Origin of the sequence: Pseudofrankia coriaricola (assembly GCF_001854805.1) — a bacterium.
Classification (GTDB): Bacteria; Actinomycetota; Actinomycetes; order Frankiales; family Frankiaceae; genus Pseudofrankia.
Map to the genome: position 1 here is coordinate 1 of NZ_MBLO01000129.1, position 2,036 is coordinate 2,036.

A 2,036-nucleotide genomic window follows, 5' to 3' on the forward strand; every position below is an offset into this window, starting at 1 on the left:
GTTCCACCCGACCCCACCGGGGCACCTGAATGGACCGGACATCACGCTCTGACTCGTCGAACAACCCGACTCCACCCCTTCGACACCGAGACGGGCAGGTCTATCGATCACCCACGAGCACACGCCATCACCAAGCCGGCGTGTCGCCTGGTAGTCCGGTCAACAGGTCGAGGTCACCCTTGTCTTCCGCGCCGGCCCGGTCCCACCGCCAGCCGCCGTCGCCGCGCTCTCACCGGACGGCGGACGCGGCGCCGGCCGGCCCGGGCTCGCAGTGTCGGACGGGCCGATCGAGCACGAGCCCCCGCTGATCGCCCTCGGCGACAGGGGCCCCGTCCTGCGCCGCGCTCTGGCGGGCGTGACGCTCGGCGCGTTCGACGAGCGCGTCGTCACCTGGCTGACGGGCTGGGACTCGCCGACGGTGGTCACCCTCGCCAGCCTGATCCACCGCGCCCGCGCCACCGAACGCACTCCCGCCCGCGCCGCCCACAGCGCCTGACGCCCAGATCCACCCCGTAGACAGACTGGCGCCGACGGCCGTCCTCCGTTGACGGCGCCAGCCGCCGGACCACGCCGGGCCGGCAGCACAGATCGAGGGGACCTCGCAACGCTCGACTCGGACGGGCCCGGCCCGGCCGTCTGGGAATCCCGGCGATCTGGGAGCTGAATGGTTCAGCGACGCCGGAAACCCGGACGGACGTCGTGCCTGGTGTGGCGGTGACGGTCACAGCGGAAGTGGCGGGTTGATGTCGAAGTCCGGCTGGCGGGCCTGGTCGTAGGCGTGCGCGGCGGTCGGGTCGGCGGGGCGGTCACCCAGGGCCCTGCGGACGGGGTCGGAAGTGTCCGCGGTGGCGGGGGTGCCGTAGGGCAGGCCGAGGATGTGGTGGCGGTAGTGCTCGACGCGATGAGCCGCCTCGTCCCAAGCCGTGACGGCGGATCCGGTGGCGGGGCGAGGGCCGAGCAGGGCGGCGAGGTAGTCGGCGGGTTCGGCGGTGGCGTCCAGGAACGCGCGGGTGGTCTGGCGCTCCAGGGCGGCGTCGAGGCGGGTCCGTCGGGCCACGGCTGCGGCATGGGTCCGAGTCGAGGCGTGGGTCCTGGCCGCGTCGGTGGGGTGGTTGAGCTGGTCGTCGAGGGTTCGCCGCTCGGCGAGCAGCGTGGCCGTTGGCTGGGTGGCGAGGTGATTGGTTTCGGCGGTGTCGAGGAGCCTGGTGACGGTGTTCCATTCCTGCTGCGGGGTCGCCGGGGCGGGCAGCTCGTAGAGCGTGGCGTCGAGGCCGGCGGTCGTACACAGGTCGGTGACGCGGTGGGCGAGGACCGCGGCGCCGGTGCGGATGTCAGCGGAGGGCTCAGCCGCCAGAGCGGCTTGAAGGTGGTCGAGATGGTGGCCACCTTCGAGCAGGGCGTGCAGGCCGGCGATCGCGCGGTGACGAGGAACGGCTTCGTGGGGGCTGTGGAAGCGGGTTCGGGCCTGGTCGGGGAGGGTCGCGGACCAGGTGTCGGCGAGGCGGGTGGCCTGGTCGTGGCGGCGTAGCCACGGATCACGGTGCCGGTCATCCGGGGTGGCGCCGGGGGGTGGTCCGGGGTCGTGCGGTGCGGTGTCGGGCTGGTGGCGGGCGTGGTAGATCGCCAGCGCGATGACGGCGTCGTCCCAGGCCGCCCCATCGGGCCCGGCCGGTGGACGGGGGCCGATCCGGGCGAAGAGCTCGGGCGGTGGGTGGGTCACGGCGGTGGCCCGCAGGATGGTCTCGGCGGCCAGTTCGGCACGGCGCAGCACGACCTGGCGCGGCAGGTCGGCGCTACCCGGCGCGCGCCACGGCGCGTCCGGCGCGTCCGGCGGCACGTCCGGCGCGGAGATAACGCGGTCTGCCGGCGCGAGGTTCGGCGCGTCCGGCGCGTCCGGCGGCGCGTTCGGCGCGGAGGTGGCGGGGTCTGCAGGCGCGGGATTCGGCGCGGCCGGGGTGGAGCAGGGCGCGAACGGCGCGTCCGGCGCGGATGCCGGGGACGCTGCACGGTTCGGGTCGTTGGCGGCGCGCCGTCGG

Annotated in this window: 1 protein-coding gene and 1 pseudogene; one reads left to right on the forward strand and one right to left on the reverse strand. The window is 74.7% G+C overall.

Annotation, left to right across the window (positions count from 1 at the left end; translation table 11 throughout):
• Positions 1-271: 271 nt before the first annotated feature.
• Positions 272-496 (forward strand): hypothetical protein, encoded by a 225-nt coding sequence (locus BCD48_RS19165; protein ID WP_071049815.1) that lies wholly within the window; start codon positions 272-274, stop codon positions 494-496.
• Positions 497-721: 225 nt separating this feature from the next.
• Here BCD48_RS19165 and BCD48_RS52335 read toward each other — a convergent pair.
• Positions 722-2,036, reverse strand: a pseudogene (locus tag BCD48_RS52335) (MobF family relaxase); the annotation flags it as partial.